We start from the raw sequence: 20,687 nt of genomic DNA, 5'->3' as shown, positions 1-20,687 counted from the left end.
GGCGACGATTCGGCGTCCTTCGAAGAGGACGTTGCGTGCTGCGTTGTGGTCACGGTCGTGCACGGTGGCACACTGGCCGCACGTCCACTCCCGGACGTGCAGGGGCTTGGGTCCGTCCCTGAATCCGCAGGCCGAGCAGATCTGAGAGGACGGGAAGGTCCGGTTCACCTTGGCGAAGGTGCGGCCGTGCTTGACCGCCTTGTACTCCAGCATGCCGACGAACGCGGACCATCCCGCGTCGTGCACGGACTTGGCGAGTCGGGTGCGCCCGAGGCCGGACACCGCGAGGTCTTCCACGTACACCGCTTGATTGTCGCGAATGATCTGTGTGGAAGCCTTGTGGTGCCAGTCCCGGCGCCGGTCCGCCACCCTGGCGTGCTGGCGAGCGACCTTGATACGGGCCTTGGCCCGGTTCTTCGATCCCTTCACCTTGCGGGACAGCTCCCGCTGAAGGCGCTTGAGCTTCTTCTCGGCCCGGCGCAGGAAGCGGGGGCTGTCGATCTTGCTGCCGTCGGACAGGACGGCGAAGGCGGACAGGCCCAGGTCGATACCGGACTCCGTCTCCAACTCGGGGAGGATGTCCGGCTCGGTGTCCACGACGAAGCTGAGGAAGTACCGGCCACAGCTGTCCTTGGTGACAGTCAGGGACGTGGGCGCCGCCGGAAGCCGACGGGACCACCTGGCCTTGAGATGGCCGACCTTGGCCACGTACACCGTGCCGTCTTCCTTCAGGGAGAAGGCGTTGGTGTTGAGGCGGATCGACTGCCGGGTGTCCTTCTTCGACTTGTACCGGGGCGGGCCGACCTTGTGGCCCTGTCGCTTGCCCTTGATCGAGTCGAAGAAGTTCTGGTAGGCGGTGTCCAGGTCCCGCAGGGACTGTTGCAGGACGACCGCCGACACGTCGGCGAGCCAGGCGCGTTCTTCGGTGCGCTTGGCCTGGGTGATGCGCAGTCGGGACAGATCTGCCGACTTCGGGTACGGCAGTCCTGCCGCGTGCGCTTCCTTCCGGTCGCGCAGGCAGTCGTTCCACACGACGCGGGCGCACCCGAACGCACGCGCCAGCGCACGGCGCTGGGAGGCGTCCGGGTAGGCCCGGTAGTTGTAGCGGAGCTGCATGACCACGACCCTACTTCGATTGGTCTCGTGGATCAGGAGAACGACTACAGGCGTGGCAGGCACGTTGTCTCGGCGATGCATGTGCACTTGGTCTTTGTGACCAAGTACCGGCGCGGCGTCTTCAACGACGAGATGCTGACGCGCTGCGAAGAGATCATGCGCAAGGTGTGCGAGGACTTCGAGGCGGAGCTGAAGGAGTTCAACGGCGAACGCGATCACATCCACCTCCTGGTGCACTACCCGCCCAAGGTCACCGTCTCCAAGCTGGTCAACAGCCTCAAGGGCGTTTCCGCCCGCCGGATACGGCAGGGGGTACCTCCCGGCCGAAGGCTGGGGGAGAGTTCGCCGGCCAGATCAACCGCGCCATCATGCACGGGCACCTGTGGTCGCCCTCGTACTTCTCCGCATCATGCGGCGGAGCACCGTTGGCGATCGTCCCCCAGTACATCGAGCAGCAAAAACGCCCGCTCCAAGGTGGATGGTGTCCCACCGAGTGGTGTAACAGCGATCTCTGCATAGCCCCTGGCCATGGGGCGGCCACCGCGCAACTCTCCGAGTAGCGAAGCTCGTTCAACGAGAGGATGCGCGATGGCCTTGTCCCAGCATGACTTACTCCGGCTGATGGAGTCACTGCGTACGGGGGACGGAATCGAGTTGGTCCGCACCCTGGCCCAGCGGATCCTGCAGGAACTCATCGAGGCCGAGGCCACCGCCCACATCGGTGCCGCACCGGGCGAGCACAGTGAGACCCGCACGACGATGCGCAACGGGCACCGCGGGAAGGTGCTGACCACACAGGCCGGGGACCTGGACCTGGCGATCCCCAAGGTCCGCACCGGATCCTTCTTCCCGTCACTGCTGGAACGCCGGCGCCGCATCGACCAGGCCCTCTACACCGTGATCATGGAGGCATACGTGCACGGGGTGTCCACCCGCAGCGTGGACGACCTGGTCAAGGCCCTGGGCTCGGACACCGGCATCTCCAAGAGCGAGGTCTCCCGCATCTGTGGAGCCCTGGACACGGAACTGAACGTGTTCCGCACCCGGCCCCTGGACCACACCCGCTTCCCCTACATCTACCTCGACGCCACCTACTGCAAGGCCCGGGTCTCGCATCAGATCGTTTCCCAGGCCGTGGTCATCGCGACCGGTATCACCGAGGACGGCGGCCGCGAAGTCCTCGGACTCATGGTCGGCGACAGCGAGACCGAGGTGTTCTGGACCGAGTTCCTGCGTTCCCTGCGCGAACGCGGCCTGACCGGTGTCCGCCTGGTCATCGCCGACCACCACTCCGGACTGGTCAAGGCAGTCCGCAAGGTCATGCTCGGCGCCGCCTACCAGCGGTGTCGCGTTCACTTCCTGCGCAACGTCTTCGCCGTGATCAGCAAAGACTCCGGCGAGATGGTGGCCGCGACCATCCGCACGATCTTCGCCCAGCCCACCGCCGAGGCTGTCCGTTCCCAGCTCGACACCGTCGCCGACATGCTCGGACGGCAGTTCCCCAAGGTCAAAGCCATGCTCCTGGAAGCCAAAACCGACCTGACCGCCTTCGCTGACTTCCCCGAGCGACATTGGAAGAAGATCCAGTCCACCAACCCCCTGGAACGGGTAAACCGAGAGATCAAGCGCCGCGTCGACGTCGTCCAGATCTTCCCCAACCCCGCCGCCCTCGAACGCCTCACCACCGCCGTCCTCATCGAAATGCACGACGAATGGATCGCCTTCCCCCGCAGCTACCTCCCCAAGGGCGGCATGGACTCGATCTACCCCACGACCGAAGATCCTCCCAACGCGGTTACACCACTACAGGGGGCATGACCCCAAGGTGCACGTCAGAGCAGTCTTGAGATGCGTTCATCCCCGGCGTGAACGCCGGGGCTTTCTGCAAGAGTCCCGGTAACGGACTTCAGTGCGGGTGACAGTGAAACCGGCTCGCTCGTACAGGCCGTTCGCTCCGGTCGGGCTGTCGGCGTCGACCTCGATGCTCGCTCGGTCGAAGCCGTCGTCCTGTGCGGAACGCAGTGCGTGGCTGATCAACGCGCTGGCCACGCCGCGCTTGCGGTATGCGCGGCGGGTGCCGATGGTCATGAAGTGTGCGTCACGGACGCCGGTCGCCTCGGTGTCCGCGTCCCAGGAGTACGTCAGCAGCATGCCGACGGCCACGCCGCTGTCCGCGTCGCGCCGCAGGAAGCTGAGGGCCCGGCGGAAGGCCGGCCAGCCGAGGAACGCGCGCCACTGCTCCTGGGGCGTCGCGCCCCCGCCCCAGCGGTCGAGGAAGGCCTCGTTCCTGACTGCGAGGAACTCGGCTGTACGCCGCCGCTGACGACAACCCGGTGCACCTCCTCGGCGAGCGGCTTGTGCGCGCGGAGGAGTAGCCGACCGACCATGCGGTCGCCGTCGAAGACGCCGACCGTGCCGCGCTCGAGGTCGAGCAGAGGGGCGTTGATCTGGTCAGTGGTGTCCACCTCGGAGTAGTACTCGCCGAGGACGTCGACGGCCTCGATCGCGTTGAGCAGTTCGGCCAGGGCGGAGGAGTCCGTCGCAGTGATCGGACGGCGAGCAAGACTCGCGAGGTCGAAGGTCACGGGCCGACCGTAGGCATCAGTGGATCACTCCGTCATCTGGAATTCTGTGTCCGGCGCCTGCGCACACTCATTCTGAAATGATCAGTAAAAGTGCCGGAACGGCGCTGCGCCGTCCACCCCACGGCACTTGGCCGGGGGGCGTGCTCCTTCATCGCGACCCGCTCCTCGGCGGTGAATCCGTCGTACTTCTCGGTAACCGTGCCGGGGTTCTCGGCGGGCGACTTCGTGGACGGCACGGCGGTTGTCCTCTCGGGCAAGGTGAGGCCGGCCGGTGCAGGAGGGTGGGGCGGCAGTCAGGACTGCTGAGCAGTGGGCTCCCAAGCGAAGTCGTCCGGGTCGGTGAAGGTGTCGGCGGTGCTGCCGAGGACGATGTGGTGCGAGCCGGTGCCGTCGGCGGGGACGCCGAGGTCCTTGGCCAGGGCACGGCGCTTGTACAGCGCCAGCTTGACGCGGCTGGAGGTGCCGGTGACGAACTCGGCGTACTTGCCGCCGAAGCTCTTGGCCACGGTCAGGCCCCGGCCGACATAGAACTGCTTGGTGGCCTTCACATCCTCGACGCCGAGCAGGAGGACGACCTCGTCGATCTCGCGGGTGGCGGGGCCGGTGTCCTTCTTCGCCGAGGTCGCGATCTTCCAGATCGTCCCGTCCGGGGCCTGGATGACGCCGCCGTAACCCCACAGCGACTTCGCGGCGGGCTTCAGCACCGTAGCGCCGGCGTCCACGGCGGCCGCGACGAAGCCGTCGACGGTGGCCGGTCCAGACACCGTCAGCGCCAGGGTGAAGCCACGGAATCCAGTGGAGTGGGCCTCGGACACCCGCAGGCGTATGTACGTGTCCACACCGAAGGCAGTGTAGAAGCGGCGGGCGGCCTCGGGGTCGGCCACCTCAAGGGTGACGGACGCGAGGGACGTGTGGGCCGCGGTGGAAGTGGTGGTTGCCATGACCATCACGCTAGGGGCTGCACGGCGGCCGGGGCTTCTCGATTCCTGACCGATCTTGCCACTTGCTTCGCCACGCACGCCGGCATCCCCTCCACCGCGATCGTCGAGCCCGCGTCACGGGCCATACCCGTGGCACCGGCAGGACCGGCAGGACCGGCAGGACCGGCCACAGCAAATGCCGCCCGGCGCGGGGGGCCGTGGAAGGGCAGTGCCAGGTGGCCGGGGGTGCCCACGACCTGCCACTCGGTGTCCCCCAGCCACAGGATCTGGCCGTCGGCGAGTGCCATGTCCACGGTGCAGGGGGCGACGGGCTGGTCGAGGTCTTCGGCGTGATCGCGACCCGTTACGACAAGAGGGCCTACGTCTTGCGCGGGACGATCACCGTCGCCTCGCTCGGGCTCTGGCTCTGGCTCTGGCTCTGGCTCTGGCTGCGCACGTGAGGTTCGCCCGCTCCTACTCCAGCATGCGTTCGGCGTCATCCGGACCGCAGGGAAAGGGGACGTCGGGCCATCGTGCGGCGGCCCACGCGTCGAGATCGACGGCGAGAACCGCATCGATGAAGACCTGCGGCGGTCGGTAGTCGTGTGCGGTGACGCAGTGCGTGATCAGGAACGGAGCGGCGTAAGCGATATCGGGCTCGCCAGGGATCCGGCATCATCGTCGTGCCCTCCAACGAACTCACGCGATGCACCCGACCCATCGGACAGGGCCTGGTACTCCGGCTGTAGATCGTGATCTTGCTGTTGCTACGCGGCGAAGCCGTGGAGGTAGAGGTCGCGAAGGACACCGAGTTCGGCACCGTGGTGAGCGGCTTCGTCCAGGGCATGGAGGGCCAGCAGTAGGTAGCTCTCGTGGCCGTAGGCGCCAGCGCGGGGACCCATGGGCTGGAGGAGACGGTCATCGCCGAGGGATTCGACTCGGGTTCGGAATCGGGACCAGTCGTTGGACAGCATCTGGACGCCTTCGGCCGCCGTGCCCGGCCACAGATGGCGGTCACGGCTCCGGAATTCGTCTTCAAAGAAGCGGCCGTAGCCGCGCAGGCAGTCCGCTCCGATGTGCCAGATACGCCAGGCGATCGTCGTGAACGGCGCCGGGCGGACATCGCCTGCGGGCCGTGGGTCGGCACGGAACACACCGTTCGGATCCGCCCGGAGCGTCATGCACGAGGCAACGGGCTCCCAGAGGTATTCGGCATCAGTGAGGCCGCCAAGGCGAGCGAAGGTTCTGGAACGTACGTCGTCAACGGTTTCGAGCAGATCTCGGGTGACGGGGCCGGGCGAGGTCATTGGCAGCTCCAGGTTCGCCGACGGGTGCGGCCACCACTGATCATCGGTGTGTGAAGACAGAAGATCATGCAGTGGCCGCGGGGCACAGCGTAGACCCTGCCCGCCGGCAGGAGGCATCGCCGAGTGGGCCGAGGAGGCCGCCTTGCACGGCATGCTGCACCTGCTGAACCCTGCCAAGTGGGACACCGACGCCGTCCGAGACGACGTGCGGGAACACGTCGTCGAGCACCTCCACGACAAGGCCGCGGTGCTGGTCGTCGACGAGACCGGCGACGTGAAGAAGGGCACCCGCTCCGTCGCCGTCCAGCGCCAGTACACCGGCACCGCCGGCAGGATCGAGAACTCCCAGGTCGCCCTCTGTCTCGTCTACGTGGGCGAGCGGGGACACACGGCGGTGGACCGGGAGCTGTACATCCCGCGCTCCTGGACGCGCGACCCGGAACGCTGCCGGGCAGCAGGGATCGGCGAGGACACCGTCTTCGCGACCAAGCCGGAGCTGGCCCGCACCGGTGATCGAACGGTTCCTGGACACCGGACACCGCGTCGACTGGGTCGCAAGGACGAGGTCTACGGCGGCGATCCGAAACTGAACGCGGTGGCGTGATCGGCGGCCCACTGGCGAAACGTTCGCGGCGCCGTCCCGAGAATATCGGCCACCGCAGTGGTGATGTACGCGGGCTGTCCGACCGCCGCCTTCCACCCGGCGAGCAGCATGTCGACAACCGAGCTGGGCATCGTGCTCTCCCCCAGGCTTCGGAACTCGTCCGGTGTCATCTCCTCGAATGCGATCCGGCGCCCCACGGCGTCACCGAGGATGTCCACCTGCGCGGCTTGGGTCAGTGATTCGGGGCCTGTAAGGACGTAGTCCCCTCCAACGTATCCGCCCTGATAGAGCGTCCGCGCCGCGACGGCTGCGATGTCGCGGTCGTCGACCGGTGCCGACTCGGCAGCGCCGTGGGGCCACCGGACGACCTCGCCGGCCCGGATCGCGGGCGCCCACCAGGCCAGCGAGTTCGACGCGAACATCCCCGGCCGGATGATCGTCGACTCGAGCCCGGTGGCCGCGATGAGCCGCTCGATGTCGGCGTGCAGCACCGCCATGGGATTGGGCTGCTGGAAAAGGGGGTGCGGCGTCTGATGCGGGGAGGAGAGGAAGACGACCCGCCGCACGTGGGCTGCCAGTCGCCCGACGACTGCCGCGGCGGTCTGAGGCGGGGCGGTCCAGACGAGGAAGACCGCGCCGGCGCCATTCATTGCCGGGTCGAGCGACTCGGGCACAGTGAGGTCGCCGGTGAAGACCTCGACCTTCGCCGGCAGCGTCGCCGCCGCCGCGGAGCGATGGGTGAGGGCGCGGACCGGTACACCCGCGTCGAGGAGTTGGTCGACGACGACGCGGCCGACCCGCCCCGTCGCCCCGGTGACGAGCACGGGAGGAATGCCTGTCTGATTCATGCCGCTCATGAAAACGTTACTCAGTTAAAAATGCAACCCAGTCATGAATGTTACGGTGGTCAGATGAGCGAGTCGACGGGACTGCGGGCCCGCAAGAAGGAGCGGACGCGCGACGCCATCGGCGACGCGGCCGTCTCGCTGTTCCTGGAGCGCGGCTTCGACCGCGTCTCGGTCAACGACATCGCCGCGGCGGCCGAGATCTCCAAGCCGACCCTCTTCCGGTACTTCCCCACCAAGGAGGACCTGGTGCTGCACCGGTTTGCGGATCACCAGGGCGAGGCAGCACGCGTCGTACGTGACCGCGGGTCGGGCGTCAAGCCAGTGACGGCGCTGCACCGGCACTTCCGGGCCTGCCTCGATCGGTACGACCCCGTCACCGGCCTCAATGATCATCCCGAGGTGGTGGCGTTCCATCGGCTGGTGTTCACCACACCGAGCCTGGCAGCACGGCTCACGCGGTACCTGCTCGAGGACGAGGAGGCACTGGCTGATGCCCTCGGCGAAGGCATCCAGGCACGCCTTCGAGCCGCCCAGGTACTCGCGGTCCAACGGGTGCTCGCCCGGAGCAACTGGCAGAAGATCGCCGACGGTCGAACCGCCCACGACGTGCACCCCGAGGCCGTAGCCGATGCCGACCAGGCGTTCAACCAGCTGCGGTGACAGGCGGCGCTCCGGTAGAAGAAGGTTCTGCGGCCTAGTGCACGGGTTGCCCCGGGCCTGGTCAGGCCGCTTCCGCAGATGCTGGCGGCCACCGCCTCGTCGGAGACAGGTCGCTGCGTGGCCCCGATCCGGCAGTGCGGAGCCCGTCCCTCCCGGAATGCCCTGGATGATCGATTCCAAGGGTCAGTGGTCGTACGCGGTCAGTGTGCGCATGACCGGCTGACCGGCGTGGTCGTTGCGCCAGATCGCGGCGGTGAGCGCGAGAATGCGCTGCAGGACGCGGACGACCACGCCGCCGGGGGTGCGGCCGCGGTGTCGTTCGAGGTCGCGTTGGCTTTTGAAGGTCTCGTTGATCGACTCGATGACCTGCCGCAGGGCTTGAAGAGCTGTGATCCGGGCCGCTCGGCCTCGCCCTCCACTGGGGTGGAGTCCACAACCCACACGTCGTCGCTCCACAGTGTGGTGTCCCAGGCCAGCGTGCGGGTGACGCGGCGGATGAGGTCGGCGGCCTTGCGTAGCCGCTTGTTACAGCCGGGCTGCTGGGGCAGGTAGGAAAACAGGTGCCGCGTGTGGGCGCGGGCGTGCCGCAGCCAACGGGCCTCGGAGGTGAAGCCGAGCATCGCCTGCATCATCGCCAGGGTCACCAGCTCCGCGCCGCTAAGTCGCGGCGCGATGCCCACCGCAGGCTGGCAAGGGGCGAGCTGCGGTGATTCCTTCAGCAGGTCGTCGGTCTTGACGTGGAGCGCGGCCGCGAGGTCGTCCAACTCTGTCTTCACACACTGACATTGGACTCCCTTGGTACGTGCGCGCAGGCGGTCTGTGAATTCTCGCCGGCGGTAGGGGATGCGTCCGGGCGTTGAACGACGTCGGGTGCCGGCCTCACAGGCCGAGCGGCACTGCTCTGGGCGGAACCCCGCCGGCGATCAGTGCCGCCAACGGTGTGGCCAGGTCGCGCGGTGAGAACAGGTCTGAACCGCGGTAGTCGGCGATGTCGGGCAGCCGCCACCAGCGAAAGCCGTCGATGTTCTCGGCAGCAAGCTCGTCGTCGGACATTGCGCCGCGGGGGTGGAACGATGCGGTGCGCACTAGGAAGTAGTCATTGATCACACCGTCATAGCCCACCACGTGCCCGGGGTCGATGACCTCCTGGTGCCAGACATGTGGCGGATCGGCGTCAAGAGCGAGCCCTACCTCTTCGCGTAGCTCCCGGCGCAGGGCGGCAAGGCCGGATTCGCCACGCTCTACGCCTCCACCGGGCGCTGCCCACACCACGATCGGGCCGGTCGGTTGAGGAATGACGAACCGACACAGCAGGATGCGATCACCCTCGTCGAGAACGAGCGCGCGGACCGAGCGACGCAGATGGACCAAGGCCATCCGCGCATGCTATCCGTCCGCCCACGATCACAACGATCCAGGCGATCACCTCCGTGACCAACTCGCAAACACGCCAGCATGGCTGGACGACTTCGTCGGGCATGTCGCGGCCCACCATCTTCCGCTCAGTCCTCGACGGCCATGTCGCGGGGGGCGGAGCTCTGCCGCCGTCAGGTCCAAGCTGGTTTGTGTTCGTGGTCGGCGGCTGGCTTGGGCACACGAGGTGGAACATCCTCCGGTGCCTCGCCGGTGTCGAGGCGAGCACCGGCCCTGACCTCGCGCTGTCGCACGAGTCCGTAGGCAACGGCGTGCGCGGCCTCCCCGACCTGTTCGGCCGACTGCCGGAGCTCGAGGCGCTGCTCGTGTGACAGTGACGCACGTCTGTGCTCGGGTCCGGGCCGGGTTGCAGGCTGGGCTGGACTGGCTCACGGTCGTCAGGCCGCCGGGGTCAGCGCGCGAGCCACTCCCGGTAGGTGGTCTTGGCGATGATCGCGTCGCCCTTGGCGATAAGGGCGTCGCCTGAGGCGGCAGCGAACAGGCCGGCGGTGTTGTCGGTGACGACCCTGCGGTGATCACCACGAGCGGCGAGGGTGATCTCGCCCAGTTCGTCGAGGGCGAACACTTCGGGGCCGGCGACGTTGCGGGTGCCCTGCAGCGGGGTGCCCAGGCTGACGTCAGCCACGGTCTGGGCGACGTCGGCTGCGGCGATGGGCTGGAGGAGTGTGGCGGGCAGACGGACGGTGTTCTCGTCGGCGGTCAAGGACAGCACCGTGTCGATGAACTCGAAGAACTGCGTGGCGCGGACGATCGAGTACGGCACGGGGCCGGCTTTGAGAATGTCCTCCTGCAGCACCTTGGCGCGGTAATAGACCAGGTCCGGCACCTGGTCGGCACCCACGATCGAGAGGATGACCACGTGGCCGACGCCGGCGGCATGGGCGGCCGTCAGCAGGTTGTCCATGGTCTCCTGGAAGAACGGTGGCGCGGCTTCGTCGAAGGTCGGGGAGGTCGTCAGGTTGATGACGACGTCGGATCGCGTCAGCGCCTCGCGCAGGCCTTGCCCGCTGCGCAGGTCCACACCGGTGGACAGCGAGTGCGGCACCGCCTCCTGCCCTCTCGTGGTAAGGACCTTGACCACCTGCGATCCGACTCGCCCCGTCCCACCGATGACAGGAATCTTCATCTCTTGGCCTTCCTTTCTCTCACAGACGCCTCGACCGAGCCTCGCCGACGACGGCGCGCCGCAGGGGCTGGCGGTCAGTCGGTGCGCCGGACCCGGCGGTCCTGGCGCTGGACGAGCTCTTCCTCGTCGACGAGGGTGAGCATCGGTGTGCCTGGTTCCATGAACATGCTGACGGTGAAGCGCACCGGGATGTCGTCGCGGTTGTTGCCGTCCTGGTAGTGGATGACGTCGCCGCCCGGCTCGAAGAACGCCTCGCCGGCCTGGAGGACACGCGGCGGCTCACCTTCGAGCTCGAACACCATCTCACCCTCCAGCACATAGCCGAGGCACGGTCCGGAATGCCGATGCGGAGGAGTGCCCGGATCGCCCGGTGGGAACTCCACGACGATGGTCATCGCATGCGCACCCTCCGGAACGAAGGGAGGGTCCGCCTCCAGTAGCACGGTGACCGCCGACTGCCACGCATTCGACCGGGACCCCTGCCTGGCGGTCGACTCGATGTCCGACATCGGAACACCTCCATGAACAAGGCAGTGCAAAAGAGAAGTTGCCGCCCGACGCCCCTCGTTCGCCGGGCCCGCCGCCCGAGTCCTCACGGACACACACGGATGATCGTCTTCCCCTGGCGTCGCTCGGTCGGGTTGAGGGCGGCGACGGCATCGTCGAGGGTCGCGACGTTGCCGATGTTCGTGCGCAGTCGCCCGTCCCGTACCCGCTGGACTATCTCACCCAGTTGGGCACGATCGGACTCGACGACGAAGTCGATCGCCAGGCCGTGGGCGGGCCGCGCCTCAGGCGGCCCAACGACGGTTACCAGTGTTCCTCCAGCCCGGATCAGGCCTGCGGATCGCTTCTGGATGTCGCCGCCGATGACGTCGAAGACCAGGTCGACTTCTCCGACGTCTTCCAGGGTGTCATTGCCGAGGTCGACGAACTCCGTTGCGCCGAAGTCGAGTGCCTTCTGGCGGTCAGCGGCACGTCCGGTGCCGATGACGTAGGCGCCGAACTCACGGGCGAGCTGAGTCACCATCGTCCCGACTGCGCCGGCCGCGCCGTGCACGAGGACGCTCTGCCCCGCCTGGAGGTGGCCGTGCTGGAACAGTCCCTGCCACGCGGTGAGGCCTGAGATCGGAAGGCTGGCGCCCACGGCGAAGTCGACGTCGCCCGGCAGCGGCGCGAGGTTGCGTGCCTCGACGGCCGCGTACTCGGCGAGGGTGCCGTCGCGATGCCAGTCGGTGAGGCCGAACACGCGCTGTCCCACCGAGAGGCCCGTCGTGCCGTAGCCGAGGGCGGTGACCACTCCGGCCAGCTCATGCCCGGGGATCGACGGCGTTCGGTCGCGGTCGAGGCGATCGGTCCAGGTCGAGGGCCACGCCATCTCGGTCGGGACGAATCCCGACGCATGAATCCGAACGACGACGTCGTTTATGGCCGGCTCCGGCTCGGGCCGCTTCGTCAGCGTCATCCCGGCCGTTCCTGCGGCCTGGTCCGTCACCACGATCGCCTTCATGTGGACACCTCTCTGTATCAGTCCTCGCTCGCTCGGCGCCTACGGTTCATGAGTGTGAGTGGCGTCAGACGTCGGCGTTCTACCCCGCTGATCGGCACAGGTGTGTGGGGGGGGAGAGAACCTCGTTCTCAAAGCAACTGTCATCCGGTTCCGGTCGGTGCTGGTCAAGTCCACACTGGCATGGTCACTGCTCCTCGGCTTGATCGCACGGCGTTGGGCCGGTTACTCCTTCCGCTTGGGAAGCCGCCAGGCTCATCAGACCACCGGCGGCCCCGCCTCGATGCGGCGCAGCACCGGGGACAGGCGGTCCAGGTCGGGGCCGGTCTGGACTTGTCGCTCGTCCCACCAGGTTGCGCCGGCGTCGTGCAGCGGACCGATCATGTCCTTGGCCTTGGCCGCGTCCGAGGGCGTGGCACCGCCGAGCACGAACTCGAAGGGGCGCTCCGCCTCGGCCGTTCGGTGCTTGCGCACATAGCCGACAAGATCCCGTACCTCCGCCACATCAGGCACATGCCCATGCCGGGCTGTCTCGAACAACGGCACCGCGCCGTCCCACCGCGCTGCCCGCCGCATGGGCGGACGACGCGGCCAGAACCCGCCGATCCACACCGTCGGACCGGGCCGCTGCACGGTGGCAGGCAGCAGCGTCACGTCCCGAACCTCATAGTGCCAGCCGTGGTGGTTCACTGGCTCACCGGACCAGAAGCGCCTCAACAGCTCCAGTCCGTCGTCCAGCCGCTCGGCGAGGATGTGTGGCTCGGCGGCATCGCCGAAGCTGCGGTATTCGTCCTCGATCGGACCTCCCAGACCCGCGGCGAAGATCACCCGGCCGCCGCTGAGGTGGTCCAGCGTGGCCACTTGGCGGGCGAGTTGCTGCGGACGGTAACGAGGGAGCGGCGTCAGCAGGGTACCCAGCCGGATCCGGGAGGTCGCCAGCGCGGCCGCGGTCAGCAGCATCCAGGGATCTCCGAAGGGACGCCCCTGGTGCTGCCGGTGCAGTACGTGGTCCCAGACGAAGAGCCCGTCCCAGCCGGTCTGTTCGGCGGCAGTCGCCACGGCCGCGACGTTCCGGGGGTCCGCGAAGTCGCCAAAGTTAGGGATGTTGATGGAGAAGCGCATCCCAGCAGGATGCGCAGCCGGCCACAAGGGGGCAATCGGATTTTGGTCCCAGGCGGCTTCACGGCAGGCCGCCGCCAGGCCAAACAGCAAAGTCCTGCTGGACTGCCAGGGGCTGTGGGAGTTCGTCCGACTGGTGGTGCCAGCGCGTCACCGACGCGGATCGTTGCAGACCGTGGCGGGACGCCGAAGTACTCGCGGCATCACTCCGGCACCGTGTCCTCGCAACTCTCCGAAACTCCCACCACGCCGAAGACCACCGGGAAATGAGTGATCTGCTGGTTCGGGCCCGGCTTGGAGTTGCAGATTTTCCACTCGGCCGGGTCGTCCACCGGACGGCCCCGCCCGCTCCCCCATGGTGACGGCAGTTCGCAACAGTATCCCTGGTACGTCAGGTCACGGAGCCTGTCATCTGGCGTCCTGGCGAACATGAGTACTCGTATCACGTTCGCCAGGACGCCACCGACCGGATGTCAGCCCCACGTGCCACACTGCCGCCCATGTCACTCGCTGATCCCAGGAAGCCGCCGACCCTGTAGACGGCCGGGTGACACTCGTCGAGACCACGGAGCACCTCGGTGCCCCGCTGCGCCGCGTCCGAATCGAGCGGAACGGGCAGGAATTCGCTCTGAGACCGGGAGGCCCGGTGTCCCTGGGCTTTGATCTCGACAACTGGCAGCCGACCCCTTTTTATTTATGCTCAGTTGCGGCGTATGAGCACGTCTGTTACCCAAGATAGAGAAGGTCCCTCCTAGCTGAAGGGTGTCCGCGATGCGCATCAAGAGAACTTCGAACCTTCGCGTACTCCCCGCCGCTGCGGCGATCGCGGCTGTGGCATCGACAGGCATGCTGGCCGCTGGGCCCGCATCCGCCGTGGAGCCTCCGGCAGCTCCCCAAGCGGCCAAGAAAGTTGAGGGCGAGATCATACGCGACACCGGCATTTACTACGGGCCGTCCCTCGACAGCCAGAAGATGGGCTCGGCCGTCAAGGGGCAAAGGTTTACCTTCGTCTGCTGGGTAAACCCCACGCACACGTACCCGTTCTTCAAGCTGGACCAGAATGGGTACTACATTCCCCGCGACTTCGTGAACCTCTCCTCCCGCGACCTGCCGGAGTGCACACCTTGATCCCAGCTCGCTGTCCCGGCTCGTGAGCAACGCGGCCGAGTTGGCTGGAAAGCCGGCAGCCGTCGGGAAAGGGTCCCGATCGAGGACCAAGCAACCTTCGATGCCACGCGGAAGGCCCCCGTCACTCCGCAGTGACGGGGGCCTTCCTGTTGTCCATGGGGCCCGACGGCGCTCTGGGGGCGTCGGTAGGTGAGGCGAGTACGGCAGGTCATGCGCTCCGCGGAGCCTCCAGGACCATACGGATCTCCGATACCTCGTAGCCGGCGCGGTCGAAGGCGGCGGCCATGGGAATGTTCGTGGTGTCCGTCGTCGCGGTGATGCGCTCGGCGCCTTCCGCCGCGTGGAAGCGGGTGATCTCGGCGAGGATCTCGTCGATCAGTCCCTTGCCGCGCTGCTCGGGTACGACACCGAGATAGCCGACGTTGCGGTTGTACGGGGTCGCTGACGGGACGGCCAGACCGGCCGGCGTGCCGTCGGGCAGCTCCGCGAGCCTCCACCAGGAGCGCTCGCCAGGGCAGTCGAGGTAGAACCGCATGTCCTCCTCGGCCAGTTGCCTGGCGTCCTTCGTGCGCAGCTCGTCAAGGGTGGCCTGGTCGAGGCTGCCGGCCGACACCCGGACGAAGGCCTCCAGGAACTCCTCGTCGCTGCCCTCGCGGAACGTCAACCGACCGCTGGTTTCGGGCAGTCCTGCCGCAGGAGTCCACTCGTAGCGGAGGCGCTGGATCTCCCGGCTCAACCCGGTGCGCGAGCTCGCCTCGCGACGCCAGGTGATCGCCTCGGTCAGCTCCGACCGGGTGCTCCAGTCCGGCGGGAGGGAGAGGTTGTACAGCGGGCGCGTGCCGAAGGCGGCGTGCCCGGCGTCGAGGAGCCTGGTGGCGACGGCGACCGGATCGGCGACGGTGGAGCGTACCTGAAGGCAATCGAGGGCTATGGGCCGCTCGCTGTCGGCACGGCCCCACCACAGCGCGCGGGCAAGGACCTGTCCGTCCTCGTCCTCGGCGAGCCAGATCCATTCCCGGCGGAACTGGTTGGCGTCGAGCTCCTCACGGATCCTCTCGGGGCTCAGGGCGGCGACGGGACCGTCGGCCGGGTACGCGGCGGCACGGTCGAGGGCGGTGGGGTCCGCGGTGGCGGGAAGGAATCGCATTTGGCCCATGATCGCGGTGGGGAAGTGCCGGAGCAAGGTGTTTGTTGCTGCCTGCTGCTTACCAGGCCTGCCTCAGTGGGGCGCCGCGACCGCGATGGTGCGCCAGGCCCGCTCGATCTCCGCCGCCGGAAAGGGCGTCCGCTTGCTCTCGGTGAGAAGGCGGCGCTGGAATTCGCCCAGGACCACGGCAGCTCGGGAATGCCGGTCGAGGATCGCGGCGATCTCGCGCGGGACCTCACCGGGCTGGTGGCCCGCGATCCACTCGCTCAGGAACGCGTCGTGTGCTCTACCGCCACGCAGGCCATCGGGGAGGTGGTGGCGGAGCAGATGGCTCACGGTGTGGCAGCGGTCGTACACGAGGTGGTCGGAGAGGAACTCCGCCTCGGCTGCTGACAGTTCGAAGCCGGAGCTCAGGGCGAGTCCGAAGTCCGCGAAGTAGAGCAGTTGGCCGTCGGTCAGGACATTGGCGAAGTGGGCGTCGAAGTGGACGAGTCCGTGCGAGCTCATGAAGGCGGTGCCGCGTGCCAGGGCTTCCTCCACCCATGGGTACGGCGTGCCCTCCCCGCCTTCCGGCGTGGCGGTCCGGTGGTCGTGCAGCCAGTCGGCGAGTGTCTGCGGGACGTGTTCCAGGAAGAGCACCAGGCTGAACGACGAACGGCCGATGGCCTCCAGCCGCTCACGCACGGCCGAGGAGCCCTCCCAGTGCGCGACCGCCCCGTCGACGCCCCCGAATTCGTCGGCGAAACCCTCGGGTGGGGAGTCGGGCAGGATGCGCCAGTGGTACATCAGCGGAAAGCCCTCGTACTCGTTCCCGAGGACCCAGTTGGTGGTCATGACGTGCACGGCCAGCTCTCGCCAGGCCCCGAACCCCGCTGAGCCCACCCCGTACTGGTAGAACATCGGCAGTCCGAAGAGGTTCGCCGTCGACCGCGCGTTCTCCGGCCGCAACTCGGTGTCGGTCAGGGGGACCCGCTTGACGAACACCCGCGTGCCGTCGATGTCCAGTTCCGCCGACCTGCCGCCGATGCCGGCCCCGAGCAAGTCGGCGGCGGCCAGGGCCTCGCCGAGCCGACGGTCACTCAGCAGGGACAGGTGCGTGGCCACGGTCCCATAGGTGGCGAGCCGCGCGGCATACCGCGGGTCCGGGTGGCGCATGGACGACTCCTCGGTGCCCGGAACCAGGGCTTTGGTGAACTCGCGCATGGCGTTGAGCCTATCCGTCAGGCCTGCCGAAGGAGCAGGTTCGCGCGAAGTCGCCCGGAACGCCGGCCCCGGACGGCCCGCGGTCACCGGCCCCGGCCTCGCTCCCGTTCGGCAGGAGCGTGAGCGTCACGCCGGCGGCCGGGTGAGTTTGGTGGCCACGGCGTCGAGGACCCAGTCCAGGCCGGTCGCGAAGGATGCCTCAGCGTCCACGTCCGTGCCGTCGTACACGGCCTTGGCCAGCGACGGGAAGCGGCCCGTGGCCAACATCCTCGTCACGTGCGGGCCGAAGGCGCGCTGCCAGTCGTGCTTGGACAGGCCCGTGGCGCGCTCGGCCCGCAGGTTCGCGACCTCGCGCCTGATCGCGCCGGTGAAGTAGGCGCTGACCGTCTCCACGGCGCGCATGACGGTGTCGATGTCGGTGAGGCCGTCGAGGGGGGCCAGCGTCGCCTCGGTCAGGGCGAGGCCGTTCGGGCCCAGGGCCGGGCGGCCGCCGAGCAGGTCGGCCAGCCATTCGTGACGGAGAGCGGCCTGCCTGGTGCGGTGGGCGAGGCTGCGCAGCGCCTCCCGCCAGTCACCGGGTTGCTCCTCGGGGAGGATTTCGGCCTGGACCTCGTCCACCATGAGGTCGAACAGCTCCTCCTTGGTGGAGATGTATCCGTACAGCCGCATCGGGCCGGCGTTCAGCCGGGCGGCGACCTTGCGCACCGACACCGCCTCCAGTCCGCCCTCGTCCGCCAGCGCGATGGCGGCGGCGACGATCCGCTCCCGGTCGAGCGGCACGGGGCGCTTCGGCGGCTCCGGCCGGTCCCACACAGTCATGGTCACACCGTTCTGTTGCGATGCATCGTATTGGAGAAATACAGTGTATCGACATGAGACATCGTATCACCGTGGTCGGGAGCGGCCCTGCCGGCCTTGCCTTCGCCCGCGTCCTGCACCGGCATGGTCACCCCGTCGCCGTCCTCGAACGTGACCCCGCCCCCGATGCCCGCCCCCCGGGCGGCACGCTGGACCTGCACGAGAGGCTGGGCCAGCTCGCGCTGGACAAGGCGGGGCTGCTGGCGGAGTTCCAGGCGCTGTCTCGTCCCGAGGGGCAGGCCATGCGCATCCTGGACACGGGCGGCACCGTCCTGCGCGACTGGCGACCCGGTCCGGATGACCGGGCCAATCCCGAGATCGACCGCGGGCAACTCCGTGACCTGCTGCTCGGCCCTCTCGACGTCCAGTGGGGCCGGGACGTGACGCAGGTGGTGCCGGGGACTCGGGACGGCGCACGGGTCCATTTCGCGGACGGGCGACAGGAGACGTTCGACCTCGTGATCGGCGCGGACGGCGCCTGGTCCCGGATCCGCTCGGCGGTCTCGTCGGTGACACCGCACTACACCGGCGTCACCTCGGTCGAGACCTCCCTCGACGACGTCGACGCCCGCCACCCTGACCTCGCCCGGTTGATCGGCGACGGTTCCGTGGCTGTGTACGGCGTGAACCGGGCTCTCGTCGCCCAGCGCAACAGCGACGGACACGTCAAGGTGTACGCCCAGTTCCGCGCGCCGCTGGACTGGCACACGAACCTGGACCTGGCCGACGTCGGGGCCGTGCGATCGAGCCTGCTGGCTCTGTTCGACGGCTGGGCCGCTCCCGTCCTCGACCTCCTCCGCCACGGCACCGCTTTCGTCCACCGCCCCCTCTACGTCCTGCCCGTGTCCCACTCCTGGACCCATGTCCCCGGGGTGACGCTACTGGGCGACGCCGCCCATCTGATGCCCCCTTTGGGGGCGGGCGCGAACCTCGCGATGTTGGAAGGCGCCGAACTCGCCGAGTCCATCGCCACCGGCCCTGGAGACCTGGACGAGGCCGTTCGCGCCTTCGAGGAACAGATGTGGGCACGGGCCGGCAGGTGGGCGAAAATCACGACGGCCGGTCTGGAACGCCTGGTGAGCCCGGACCCCGCCGAAGCCCTCGCCCTCTTCGACCAGGTCCAGCCATCCTGACTGCCAAGTGCGCCAAGTGCGAGAGCACCCGTCGAACGGCTCGCCACGGCACCCTTGAGGCACATCACCCAGTTGCCGCGACGGCCCCGCCGTCCAGCCGGTCGTCACAGCCTGGACGGCGGGCGGCGTGGTCGGTGCACCGCTCCGGTGTGCCCTCGGGCCTGCGGCCGAAGGGGGGAACACACCCGGGGATCAGCAGGTGATGGTGCCCTTGCGCAAGGCGTGACCGCCGTCGTTGCTGTCGTCGGCCCAGTAGACGGGCTTGGAACCGGCCACGCATTCGTCGGCGCCGGCGAGGGAGAAGCCCTCGTTGTTGTAGTTGGGCATGCCGCCGGGACGGTTGTAGACCGCGGTCGTGGTGAAGGTGCCGGTGGCGTCGATCTTCAGGGTGCGGTGCTGACCGTCGCAGGTGTCGTCGCAGACCGCCCACAGGCGGGTGGCCTGCGGTTCCCACTGCAGTTCCATCACGCCGGACATGCCGCTGCCGAAGGAGGCGACGCGGGTGTACGAACCGGAGTCGGTGAGGACGTATCCGTAGATCATGCCGGTGCCCTCGACGCCGACGAAGAACACGCCGCCGCTGTGGGAGCTGTAGCGGGCCGGGGCATAGGCCGCACCGGTGGAGGCGTCCTTGAAGCCGGCTCCGGTGAGGTAGGCGTCGGGGATCCAGGTGATCCCTTCGAATCCGAGGTTGGGGTCGGTCTTGGGCAGGTCGGAGGTGAGGTTCCATTCCGTGGCGGCGGTCAGCGACGAACCGCCGGCGGTGACGTCGTACTTCAGCACCGACAGGCGGCTGGTGCCGGAGGCATCGCCGTTGCGCTCACTGGCGACGAACACCCCGCCGGCCGAGCCGGAGCCGGTGAGGGTGACGCCCTCGCTGTCGGGGCTGCCGGAGCCGCCGGGGAAGCGCAGGGTCCTGCCGGAGTTCCAACCGCCGGTCGCATCCGGCTTCCAGCCGCCGGAGCCGTCACGCACCAGGCGCCACAGCTTGCCGCTGTTCTGCGCGCCCCACAGCACGTCGCCCTCCTGGTAGAGGCCGCTGAGATCCTCACCGAACACGTTGGCGGCATCCGCGGTCGCCACGCTGCTGCCGCCGGGCCACGCCACCGGCCCCGTCGTGCCACCGCCGGTGGAGCCGCAGGCGTTGGGGCCGCCGAGCGTCACGGTCGCCGCCTGCTTGAAGTCGCCGGTGCCGTCGGGACAGCGCGACCAGGACGGATCGGAGTGCTTGCTCCAGGAGAAGCTGTCCACCAGGGTCTTGTCGTCCGCGAGGTAGAGGCGGGCCTTGTCGTCGGAGCCCAGGCCGAACTGGTCGTGGACGTCGAACGCCCGATACCCGCCCGGACTCAGCGTGGTCCCTGAAGCGATCTTGTACTTGTGGTCGTTGTCGTCGTCCTTGAGGATCCAGCCCGAGATGTCGATCGTGGCGGTGCCCTTGTTGAAGAGCTCGATCGAGTCGTTGACGTCGCCGGTGGTCACCACCTCGTTGATGCGGACGTCGTCGGCCGCAGCCGCATGCGCTGAAGGCACACCGGTCAGGGCGCCCGCGGCCAGCAGCGGTCCGGCGACGAGGAAGCGGGTCAGAACACGACGCCCACGGCGGGCGATCGACGCAGTCACAGAGATCCGTCCTGACGTTGTCATGGGCAGGGCAAATTGACCGTCCCGGCCCCGCCCGAACGGGACTCCACCATCGAGGAGGACGGCCTGCGAACGGCAGGCGAAATTCTGTGCCGCCCACCGTGTTCAAGGACTTCACCTCGACCTCCGGGAGCGGGGGGCTTATCAATAATGAAAATCATTATTGTATGCTTGCGGGGCTGCCAGCCGGAAGACTCCGGGCCGGGTGGTGGTACGCAGCCACGGCATCACCCGGCCCGGTCAGGCGGTCGGACGACCCGGTGGTGCGGGTGGTCGCCATCGCCACTACCCGATGTGGCATCCGCATCGGCTGTCCGCCGCGCATGGACGGTCGGACGCCGCCCAACCGGG

The 20,687-nt window shown here is 68.2% G+C and carries 23 protein-coding genes and 2 pseudogenes; 8 read left to right on the top strand and 17 right to left on the bottom strand.

The features are described 5' to 3' along the window. Nucleotides 1-1,116 (bottom strand): RNA-guided endonuclease InsQ/TnpB family protein (locus tag ACTYVM_RS35625; protein ID WP_445529122.1); only part of this gene is annotated, 1,116 nt, incomplete at its 3' end. 75 nt (nucleotides 1,117-1,191) lie between these two features. Here ACTYVM_RS35625 and tnpA point away from each other — a divergent pair. Then, nucleotides 1,192-1,583: pseudogene (gene tnpA / locus ACTYVM_RS35620) on the top strand (IS200/IS605 family transposase); the annotation flags it as partial. A 121-nt stretch (nucleotides 1,584-1,704) separates the two neighbouring features. Next, nucleotides 1,705-2,934, top strand: a complete 1,230-nt coding sequence (locus ACTYVM_RS35615) for an IS256 family transposase (RefSeq protein ID WP_445529923.1) — start codon at nucleotides 1,705-1,707, stop codon at nucleotides 2,932-2,934. 36 nt (nucleotides 2,935-2,970) lie between these two features. On the opposite strand, the gene ACTYVM_RS35610 is transcribed toward ACTYVM_RS35615, so the two are convergent. From ACTYVM_RS35610 to ACTYVM_RS35600, 3 genes are all read right to left on the bottom strand, one after another. Next, entirely contained in the window at nucleotides 2,971-3,303 is a 333-nt protein-coding gene (locus ACTYVM_RS35610; RefSeq protein ID WP_445529930.1) for a GNAT family N-acetyltransferase, read from the bottom strand. Beyond that, complete coding sequence (locus ACTYVM_RS35605) at nucleotides 3,258-3,701, bottom strand: hypothetical protein (RefSeq protein WP_445529922.1); 444 nt, start codon at nucleotides 3,699-3,701, stop codon at nucleotides 3,258-3,260. The genes ACTYVM_RS35610 and ACTYVM_RS35605 overlap by 46 nt, the downstream gene beginning before the upstream one ends. Before the next feature lie 293 nt (nucleotides 3,702-3,994). Next, the gene (locus ACTYVM_RS35600; RefSeq protein ID WP_445529921.1) at nucleotides 3,995-4,648 is read right to left on the bottom strand and encodes a glyoxalase; all 654 of its coding nucleotides are present in this window, start codon (nucleotides 4,646-4,648) and stop codon (nucleotides 3,995-3,997) included. 191 nt (nucleotides 4,649-4,839) lie between these two features. Between ACTYVM_RS35600 and ACTYVM_RS35595 the strand changes: the two genes are divergently transcribed. Further along, nucleotides 4,840-5,082 (top strand): hypothetical protein, encoded by a 243-nt coding sequence (locus tag ACTYVM_RS35595; protein ID WP_445529920.1) that lies wholly within the window; start codon nucleotides 4,840-4,842, stop codon nucleotides 5,080-5,082. Nucleotides 5,083-5,095: 13 nt separating this feature from the next. Here ACTYVM_RS35595 and ACTYVM_RS35590 read toward each other — a convergent pair whose 3' ends face one another. Both ACTYVM_RS35590 and ACTYVM_RS35585 read right to left on the bottom strand, forming a co-directional pair. Continuing rightward, nucleotides 5,096-5,290, bottom strand: coding sequence for a DUF7919 family protein (locus tag ACTYVM_RS35590; RefSeq protein ID WP_445529929.1), 195 nt, complete (start codon nucleotides 5,288-5,290; stop codon nucleotides 5,096-5,098). A 98-nt stretch (nucleotides 5,291-5,388) separates the two neighbouring features. After that, on the bottom strand, nucleotides 5,389-5,928 hold the full coding sequence (locus tag ACTYVM_RS35585) for a DinB family protein (protein ID WP_445529919.1): 540 nt from the start codon (nucleotides 5,926-5,928) through the stop codon (nucleotides 5,389-5,391). Nucleotides 5,929-6,079: 151 nt separating this feature from the next. Between ACTYVM_RS35585 and ACTYVM_RS35580 the strand changes: the two genes are divergently transcribed. Continuing rightward, a complete protein-coding gene (locus tag ACTYVM_RS35580; protein WP_445529928.1) occupies nucleotides 6,080-6,532 on the top strand; it encodes an IS701 family transposase in 453 nt (150 codons plus the stop codon). On the opposite strand, the gene ACTYVM_RS35575 is transcribed toward ACTYVM_RS35580, so the two are convergent. Beyond that, nucleotides 6,496-7,389 (bottom strand): NAD(P)H-binding protein, encoded by an 894-nt coding sequence (locus tag ACTYVM_RS35575; RefSeq protein WP_445529918.1) that lies wholly within the window; start codon nucleotides 7,387-7,389, stop codon nucleotides 6,496-6,498. The two genes, ACTYVM_RS35580 and ACTYVM_RS35575, sit on opposite strands and share 37 nt — an antisense overlap. 54 nt (nucleotides 7,390-7,443) lie before the next feature. Here ACTYVM_RS35575 and ACTYVM_RS35570 point away from each other — a divergent pair, with 54 nt between their 5' ends. After that, complete coding sequence (locus ACTYVM_RS35570; RefSeq protein ID WP_445529917.1) at nucleotides 7,444-8,040, top strand: TetR/AcrR family transcriptional regulator; 597 nt, start codon at nucleotides 7,444-7,446, stop codon at nucleotides 8,038-8,040. A gap of 183 nt (nucleotides 8,041-8,223) precedes the next feature. Here the strand turns inward: ACTYVM_RS35570 and ACTYVM_RS35565 are convergent. Both ACTYVM_RS35565 and ACTYVM_RS35560 read right to left on the bottom strand, forming a co-directional pair. Continuing rightward, a pseudogene (locus tag ACTYVM_RS35565) lies at nucleotides 8,224-8,816 on the bottom strand (transposase family protein). 103 nt (nucleotides 8,817-8,919) lie between these two features. Beyond that, on the bottom strand, nucleotides 8,920-9,417 hold the full coding sequence (locus tag ACTYVM_RS35560) for an NUDIX domain-containing protein (protein ID WP_445529916.1): 498 nt from the start codon (nucleotides 9,415-9,417) through the stop codon (nucleotides 8,920-8,922). 53 nt (nucleotides 9,418-9,470) lie between these two features. On the opposite strand from ACTYVM_RS35560, the gene ACTYVM_RS35555 reads away from it, so the two are divergent. Beyond that, nucleotides 9,471-9,785, top strand: a complete 315-nt coding sequence (locus ACTYVM_RS35555; RefSeq protein ID WP_445529915.1) for a hypothetical protein — start codon at nucleotides 9,471-9,473, stop codon at nucleotides 9,783-9,785. 80 nt (nucleotides 9,786-9,865) lie between these two features. On the opposite strand, the gene ACTYVM_RS35550 is transcribed toward ACTYVM_RS35555, so the two are convergent. The 4 genes from ACTYVM_RS35550 to ACTYVM_RS35535 form a co-directional block, all read right to left on the bottom strand. Further along, nucleotides 9,866-10,600 carry an SDR family oxidoreductase gene (locus ACTYVM_RS35550; RefSeq protein WP_445529914.1) on the bottom strand — a complete coding sequence of 245 codons (735 nt, stop codon included), beginning with the start codon at nucleotides 10,598-10,600 and terminating at the stop codon, nucleotides 9,866-9,868. A 74-nt stretch (nucleotides 10,601-10,674) separates the two neighbouring features. Next, complete coding sequence (locus ACTYVM_RS35545; RefSeq protein ID WP_400036566.1) at nucleotides 10,675-10,995, bottom strand: cupin domain-containing protein; 321 nt, start codon at nucleotides 10,993-10,995, stop codon at nucleotides 10,675-10,677. A gap of 197 nt (nucleotides 10,996-11,192) precedes the next feature. Further along, the gene (locus ACTYVM_RS35540) at nucleotides 11,193-12,110 is read right to left on the bottom strand and encodes an NADP-dependent oxidoreductase (protein WP_445529913.1); all 918 of its coding nucleotides are present in this window, start codon (nucleotides 12,108-12,110) and stop codon (nucleotides 11,193-11,195) included. 255 nt (nucleotides 12,111-12,365) lie between these two features. Beyond that, on the bottom strand, nucleotides 12,366-13,229 hold the full coding sequence (locus ACTYVM_RS35535; RefSeq protein ID WP_445529927.1) for an LLM class flavin-dependent oxidoreductase: 864 nt from the start codon (nucleotides 13,227-13,229) through the stop codon (nucleotides 12,366-12,368). 768 nt (nucleotides 13,230-13,997) lie between these two features. Here ACTYVM_RS35535 and ACTYVM_RS35530 point away from each other — a divergent pair. Further along, nucleotides 13,998-14,354, top strand: coding sequence for a hypothetical protein (locus ACTYVM_RS35530; RefSeq protein WP_445529912.1), 357 nt, complete (start codon nucleotides 13,998-14,000; stop codon nucleotides 14,352-14,354). A gap of 208 nt (nucleotides 14,355-14,562) precedes the next feature. Here ACTYVM_RS35530 and ACTYVM_RS35525 read toward each other — a convergent pair whose 3' ends face one another. From ACTYVM_RS35525 to ACTYVM_RS35515, 3 genes are all read right to left on the bottom strand, one after another. Beyond that, nucleotides 14,563-15,501 (bottom strand): GNAT family N-acetyltransferase, encoded by a 939-nt coding sequence (locus tag ACTYVM_RS35525; protein ID WP_445529911.1) that lies wholly within the window; start codon nucleotides 15,499-15,501, stop codon nucleotides 14,563-14,565. A 72-nt stretch (nucleotides 15,502-15,573) separates the two neighbouring features. Next, complete coding sequence (locus ACTYVM_RS35520; RefSeq protein ID WP_445529926.1) at nucleotides 15,574-16,656, bottom strand: protein kinase family protein; 1,083 nt, start codon at nucleotides 16,654-16,656, stop codon at nucleotides 15,574-15,576. A gap of 174 nt (nucleotides 16,657-16,830) precedes the next feature. Continuing rightward, nucleotides 16,831-17,523: a TetR/AcrR family transcriptional regulator gene (locus ACTYVM_RS35515; protein ID WP_445529910.1), complete on the bottom strand. Its 693-nt coding sequence runs from the start codon at nucleotides 17,521-17,523 to the stop codon at nucleotides 16,831-16,833. A 53-nt stretch (nucleotides 17,524-17,576) separates the two neighbouring features. Here ACTYVM_RS35515 and ACTYVM_RS35510 point away from each other — a divergent pair, with 53 nt between their 5' ends. Then, the gene (locus tag ACTYVM_RS35510; protein ID WP_445529909.1) at nucleotides 17,577-18,695 is read left to right on the top strand and encodes an FAD-dependent oxidoreductase; all 1,119 of its coding nucleotides are present in this window, start codon (nucleotides 17,577-17,579) and stop codon (nucleotides 18,693-18,695) included. A 192-nt stretch (nucleotides 18,696-18,887) separates the two neighbouring features. Here ACTYVM_RS35510 and ACTYVM_RS35505 read toward each other — a convergent pair whose 3' ends face one another. Next, nucleotides 18,888-20,315, bottom strand: coding sequence for a lamin tail domain-containing protein (locus tag ACTYVM_RS35505; protein WP_445529908.1), 1,428 nt, complete (start codon nucleotides 20,313-20,315; stop codon nucleotides 18,888-18,890). Nucleotides 20,316-20,687 lie beyond the last annotated feature (372 nt).

It is taken from the genome of Streptomyces cyslabdanicus, from assembly GCF_052663305.1.
This window is presented reverse-complemented; position numbering and strand designations above follow the sequence as displayed.